The sequence below is a fragment of the Vibrio sp. MACH09 genome (genome assembly GCF_033238805.1).
In the GTDB taxonomy this organism is placed as follows: domain Bacteria; phylum Pseudomonadota; class Gammaproteobacteria; order Enterobacterales; family Vibrionaceae; genus Vibrio.
In genome coordinates this window covers 84235-91206 of record NZ_BSFZ01000004.1, presented here as the reverse complement: position 1 = coordinate 91206, position 6972 = coordinate 84235, and the positions used below count along the sequence as shown (strand labels likewise).

The window sequence follows — 6972 nt, the reverse complement described above, 5'->3', positions numbered from 1 at the left end:
AGTAAACGAATAACAACAGCTAATAATAAAAAGGGAGCACATCATGTGCTCCCTTCTGTTTAGTTTCGTTATCGGTTAACTATTTGGATCAATGTCTGACAACCCGTCTACGTCGTTGTGATGATGGTACTCATCATCTTGGTTGTGGTTGACGTTCGCATCATGGTGTTCTAGCGCGTCTGACATATCCAAGTGCGCTTGGTCATGTGTTGCTGCATCTTGTTGGTCGACTTGTGCAAGTACGATATCCATATCCGCAGGTTGATCGTGAACCGTTGTCGATGTCGCATCGGGTTTAATGCCCAATGCATCTAGATAAGCGGCTGCACCATGGTGACTGGTTTTCTGGTCTAGTTCTTGATGATCGAGCTTAGTTAAATGCAGATGACTATTATCACTCTCGGTGATCATGACTTCTGAGTCGGCAAATGGATCCGGCTCATCGTGTTGGACAGTTCCCGGAGTAGGAGGAGGCGGTGGAGGTCCAACAGGAGTTACCGTTATTTGAGACGGTTGATGATTATGGTTATAGCTAGTGACATCAACATCTGCTACATGCTGCCCATGTTGAAAAATCTCAAAGTGACCGTGGTGGGCTGTATGGGGATTACCTGTACCAATAGGTCGAAAGCTGACATGGCCTGAATGCTCATCAATATGTGCAGTTCCATAAGGTGAACGAATATCTGCCCCGCCGTATTGATTAAGAGCAAATCCACCGTGCGTATCGGTAGAATGAATTGTCACACCGGTTCCACCTGTCACATGTTGTTGCTGAACCACGGGAGCAGCAGGGCGCATAATTGGGGCTTTATCTACACTATAAGCACCCGAATGATCCTGAACAATATTTCCCTCCGCATCAACTCCATCAACACCTATTGTAGAAACTGTTATTGAAAAGTCACCTGAAGCATCAGAAGTCCCATGGCCAATCGCATTTTGCGTGCCATCATAAATAGTAACTTTTGAGAACGGAATGTCAGTATGACCATCAATGGTTGGTGTTGTGTCGTTGGTAAGATTATCTGTTTGTGAATTACCGCTGTCACTACTATTTGCAAGGTCAAGCGTTACCGCATTTGATGCTTCAGGGTTTGCCCCAGTTGCAGTTGCCGTTGGAGTTACAATCGCTGGCGAGGGTACTGAAGTTGTCACCGTTGGTGTAGGTCCTGTTCCCGTAGGGGCTGTGACAAAACCCTGTGCATTAAAGGTGATAAACTTAGATGACTCTGCGCCGTGGTTATCTACCACTTTTATCTCAAAGGTATCATCACCTACATAGTGCCCTTGTTGAGGGTTGTAATGCATTCCTTGCACAGACCCATTCGGTGAGTAAGTGTATGCTCCTGTTTGGGGGTCGACTGAGAGCGTGCCAAAATGCCCCGCACCTTGCACAACAGAAAATGTATGGGTATCTGAGGTATCTACATCGGTCTCTGTCAGTGTTCCGGATGAGTGGGTTGTTTGTGTAACGCCAAGTACTGGCGCGTCATTAGTTCCTGTTACTGTTACTTCGATCTCATGGGTGGTGCCGTCGATACTCTTGACTTCAAATATCTCGGTTTTTGTTTCACCTTCTGCCATTGATTGAACTGATTTATTATCAATGGTGTAAATCCATATGCCCGATTTGCCCATTTGCAATACACCAGCAGCAGAAGAGCCATTTTTAAGAGTCTGCAAATTTTCTCCGGTAAAACTGTCATCGGGATTATCAGAGTCATGACTTGTTAAAATCCCTTGAGTTACCAAAAAGTCTCCATATCCTACATGATAATCCTCAACAACTGCACCGTGGTTTTGACCTGTGATAATCGCACCATCATTAGTGCCATGAACAATAATCGTTAGATTTTGAGTCGATGTTGCATTGACCTCATCTTTGACTATTACTGGAATGGTAATTGTTTGATCTTGCCCAGAACCGAGGTGTTGGTATGAAGCATGAGAAGGGTCGAAGGTGTAACTACCATCGCTATTGAAAGTTAAGCCATCTACAGGATTTGTAATGGAAAAAGAGAGATATGCATGCGCATTATAATCAGCGTCAGTGGCTTGCATCTGGCCTTGAAGCGCACTGCCATCTTCGGTAACCGATTGTGTTTGAGCCGCTAGAACTGGCGCATCATTCGTACCAGTAACAGTGATGGTAATATCATGAGACGTACCATCTTCAGAATGCACGCGGTAGACCACATGTACCACATCGCCTTCATGAAGATATTGCAGGGCGCTGTTTTTCACCGAGTACCCCCAATTACCGCTAGGCGTTATGCGCAAGTCCCCACCAAAGGGATCGTGAATTTCCTGCTCACCAAACTGACTATATCGGAAATGATCTTGTCCTGTATCGGGATCCGTCACCGTCAATAACCCTGAAACTGCTATTGTGTGAGGGGAACTTGACCCAATATGGTGATCTTCAATAATACTTTCGGCATCCACGCCACTAATTATTGCGCCATCAGCAACTGCCTGTAGGTCTATGTTAGCACCGGTGGTAGTTACACCTCCATGCGCATCTTTAACATCATAGGTAAAGTGCACATCACCGTTGTAGTCTTTTTCTGGTGTGAACGAGAAGCTGCCATCTTTATTGATAGCAATAGAACCGTGGTTTGCATGCAGGTTTTCAATGGTCAGTAAACCAGTATCGTTATGGTCGACATCAACGGTATTTTTCAGTAAATCAGCAACAGTAATGTTTTGGCGAGTATCTTCTGTACCTGCATTTAGGGTAACTTCAGAAGAGCAGTAAGGGCGGTCGTTATCACCGTGAATGGTAATAGTAATATCATGGGTTGTGCCGTCTTTACTTTCTACCGTAATAGTATCGGTAATAGTTTCACCTGCACCAAGCGCATCTATGGTACGCCCGGAAGATGATTGGGCATTATTGTCTACAACATAAGACCAGACTCCATTTTCCTTTAGGTGTAGTTTTCCGAGTTGCCCATGGTACCCATAGCCCGAGCCATGGGTAACAAACGACGCTTCACCAGCATCGGCATCGGTGATAGAGATCTGCCCAGATTCATGTAAGGTATTGTTCCAAAGTTTCCCCATTCCAGGTTGAGCATAATCGGGTGACATATTGGGATTTTGGTGTTCTGATACATCTCCCTTATCATCCCCGGTAATAATGGCTGCATCGCCCACAGCAGCTAAGTTAGTTGTCGCGCCGGTATGGGTTACACCACCATGTGCGTCTTTAACATCATAGGTAAAGTGCACATCACCGTTGTAGTCTTTTTCTGGTGTAAACGAGAAGCTGCCATCTTTATTAATGGCAATAGAGCCGTGGTTGGCATGCAGGTTTTCAATGGTCAGTAAACCAGTATCGTTATGGTCGACATCGACGGTATTTTGTAATAGTTCTGCGACAGTAATAGTTTGGCGAGTATCTTCTGTACCGCTGTTAAGTTGTACTTCTGATGAGCAATAAGGACGGTCGTTATCACCGTGAATGGTAATCACAATGTCGTGTGGTGTGCCATCTTTGCTGTGTATAGTGATAGTCTCCGTTAATTCTTCACCTTCACCGAGCTTATCAATAGCTCTACCCGCAGCCGAATTACCTGCAGATACTTCATAAACCCAATTACCGTTCGTGAATAAAGATAAGTGGCCGTACTGACCATTTATGTTCGTGTTGCCTTGAAACTCAGCTTCGCCACTATCGGGATCAATAACCGTCAGGTGACCAGTGGCAGATAACACTTGGTTAAACAAATTACTATTGTGTGCTTGATGATAATCTGGAGAGTGATCTGTCATATCGGCTAAAGCTGAAGTGCGATCGCCAAATTCTTCTAGACTCGCGGTATCTGTACCACCAATTTTAGCGCTATCAGCGACGGCAACTAGTGATGTAGTTGCACCTGTATGCGTCACGCCACCATGTGCGTCTTTAACATCATAGGTAAAGTGCACATCACCGTTGTAGTCTTTTTCTGGTGTAAACGAGAAGCTGCCATCTTTATTAATGGCAATAGAGCCGTGGTTGGCATGCAGGTTTTCAATGGTCAGTAAACCAGTATCGTTATGGTCGACATCGACGGTATTTTGTAATAGTTCTGCGACAGTAATAGTTTGGCGAGTATCTTCTGTACCGCTGTTAAGTTGTACTTCTGATGAGCAATAAGGACGGTCGTTATCACCGTGAATGGTAATCACAATGTCGTGTGGTGTGCCATCTTTGCTGTGTATAGTGATAGTCTCCGTTAATTCTTCACCTTCACCGAGCTTATCAATAGCTCTACCCGCAGCCGAATTACCTGCAGATACTTCATAAACCCAATTACCGTTCGTGAATAAAGATAAGTGGCCGTACTGACCATTTATGTTCGTGTTGCCTTGAAACTCAGCTTCGCCACTATCGGGATCAATAACCGTCAGGTGACCAGTGGCAGATAACACTTGGTTAAACAAATTACTATTGTGTACTTGATGATAATCAGGAGACTGATTAGTCATATCGGCTAAAGCGGAAGCATGACTACCAAACTCTTCAAGGCTTGCTGTGTCTCCACCCGCAATGAGTGCTTTATCGTTGGTTCCGTTAATCGTCACTTTGATGGTCGATGGCATGCCATCGATAGAAGAGACGGTGAAGGTCTCTTCGACTTTATCGCCAACGTTTAATTGGTTAAACGCGCTGTTGGCGGTGAATGTCCAATGACCATTAGCATCAATGGTTAAGTCGCCGTGGGCACCTGAAATGGAATCCGGCGTGAAGGTATTGTCCGGATTATCGACATCGGTACTGGTCAATGTTCCTGAAGTAGTTACAGCTTTGTCGGTTTCATTGATGGCGACGGTCGCACTGCTGACCGTGGCTTTATCGTTGGTACCATTGATCCTCACTTTGATGGCCGAGGGTGTGCCATCGACGGAAGCGACGGTGAAGGTTTCCTCAACCTTATCGCCGACATTCAATTGATTAAAGGCGCTGTTGGCGGTGAACGTCCAGTGTCCATTTGCATCGATAGTCAGATCACCGTTGGTGCCAGTAATCAAGTCAGGTGTGAAAGGGTTATCTGGATTATCTACGTCGGTGCTAGTTAGTGTGCCTGAAGTCGAGATAGCCGTATCAGTTTCATCCACAGCAACCGTTGCCGTGCTGACCGCCGCCGCATCGTTGGTGCCGTTAATCGTGACTTTAATTGTCGAAGTTGTTCCATCGACGGAAGCGACGGTGAAGGTTTCCTCAACCTTATCGCCGACGTTCAATTGATTAAACGGGCTATTGGCGGTAAACGTCCAATGTCCATTGGCATCAATGGTTAAGTCGCCGTGGGCTACTGAAATGGAATCCGGCGTGAAGGTATTGTCTGGATTATCAACATCGGTACTGGTGAGCATACCTGAGGTGGTTACCGCTCTATTCGTCTCATCAATCGTGATGGTCGCACTGCTAACCGTCGCCCTATCATTAGTCCCATTAATCGTAATCGTAACTTGATGTGGTGTGCCGTCAGCCGACTGAACAGTAATCGTATCGGTCGCGGTTGCCCCTTGACCTAACGCTTGAACGGTTGGGTTAGTATTATCAAGATCATAAGTCCACGCTCCATCTTTCGTGATAATTAGCGTACCGAAATTGCCAGCAACTTGTGAGGCTTGAAAGTGGTCCTCTCCAAGATCAGAGTCCGTTACCGAAAGCTGTCCTTGAACTTGCGTTGTTAAATCTTCAGTTACCGTGCCAGCATCTACACCTGTGATAACGGCGTTGTCGTCGTTTCCGCCAATCGTCATGTCGAGTATTTGTGGTGTGCCATCTTTGGTGTGAATTGTGAAGCTTTCGTGAAGTGAAGTCGCCCCGGTTAACGCTTGAACGTTAGAAAGCGAGTTGTCTACCTGATACTGCCAGTGTCCATCTGCGTCTATTGTTAATGATCCATATTTGCCTGAGATAACTTCTGGTATTACTGAGCTTTCATTTTGGTCAGGGTCAACGACATCAATTTTACCGTTGGCATGTAACAAGCCTTGTGAATCAATATTATGATCTTCTGTAACGACGCCTGTTAAGTCCCCAGAAATACTTGGCGTGTCTTGCTTACCCGTGACCGGAACTTGAACAATGACGCTCGAGCCGTTAGATAGATGCAACAAGAAATGATCAGTACCTTGTTGATGCTGATTCAACAGGATGTATTGAGGCGATTTTGGGGTTAATACAAACGTGTATTGACCATTTGCATCAACATGAAGCTCTCCGTACGTACCTTTTATGACTTCTGGCATGAAGGTGACGGGTAAAGCGGGTGTCGTAGACGCATTCGAATGAGTCGGCTGGCCGTTACTTCCTGAGGAGATAGTCGGCATCGATACTGAAGGAATGTAATGGACTTGCGGGTGAGAAATCGTCGACAAATGATGAGAAGGAACCAAGTGAGAGCTCGAACCATGAGGGGCATGATTTGCACTTAAGGTCGAGTTTACGTCACTTTCACTCGTTTGAGCCTCTTGATAAGTAACCGCTGAGGAGTCCGCTATTGTATGGTCATCGGTGACGTCTTTTTCGGTCACGCTATTTGCGGTTACTTGATCTGCCGCACCGCTGGAATTGTCTATACTCTCGGCAGCAGAGTGTTTAGCCAATGATGGAAAAATCATCATGAGTGATTGAAAAAGTGGGATATTAACTTTTAAGTGTGAGTGCAGTCTGAGCTTCTTTTTTTGTGTTGGTTTCTTTTGTTCTAGCTCGTCACTTTTCTTATTTTTGGTTTCTGTATTTTTCTTGTTAGCCATTTTTATCATCCGTGAATCATGGTTGTCTATCTTAAGTAAAATACACAGATAGAGGTTTGGCTAGCTAATTGGATAATTTTTAAAGAAAAAACCAGAAATTGAGAAGGTTCTACGTTTTAGGTATCAATGGATGCAAACAACTATGTATTTGAATGCTCTAATCAGCGTTTAACCGACCAGCTTGTTTACATACATATATATTGGATTCAAGGA

Annotated in this window: 1 protein-coding gene; it reads right to left on the bottom strand. The window is 45.0% G+C overall.

Going from position 1 to position 6972, the window contains the following annotated elements; genetic code table 11:
- Window positions 1–75: 75 nt before the first annotated feature.
- The gene (locus tag CHJ_RS24085; protein WP_317919423.1) at window positions 76–6759 is read right to left on the bottom strand and encodes a VCBS domain-containing protein; all 6684 of its coding nucleotides are present in this window, start codon (window positions 6757–6759) and stop codon (window positions 76–78) included.
- Window positions 6760–6972: the final 213 nt, after the last annotated feature.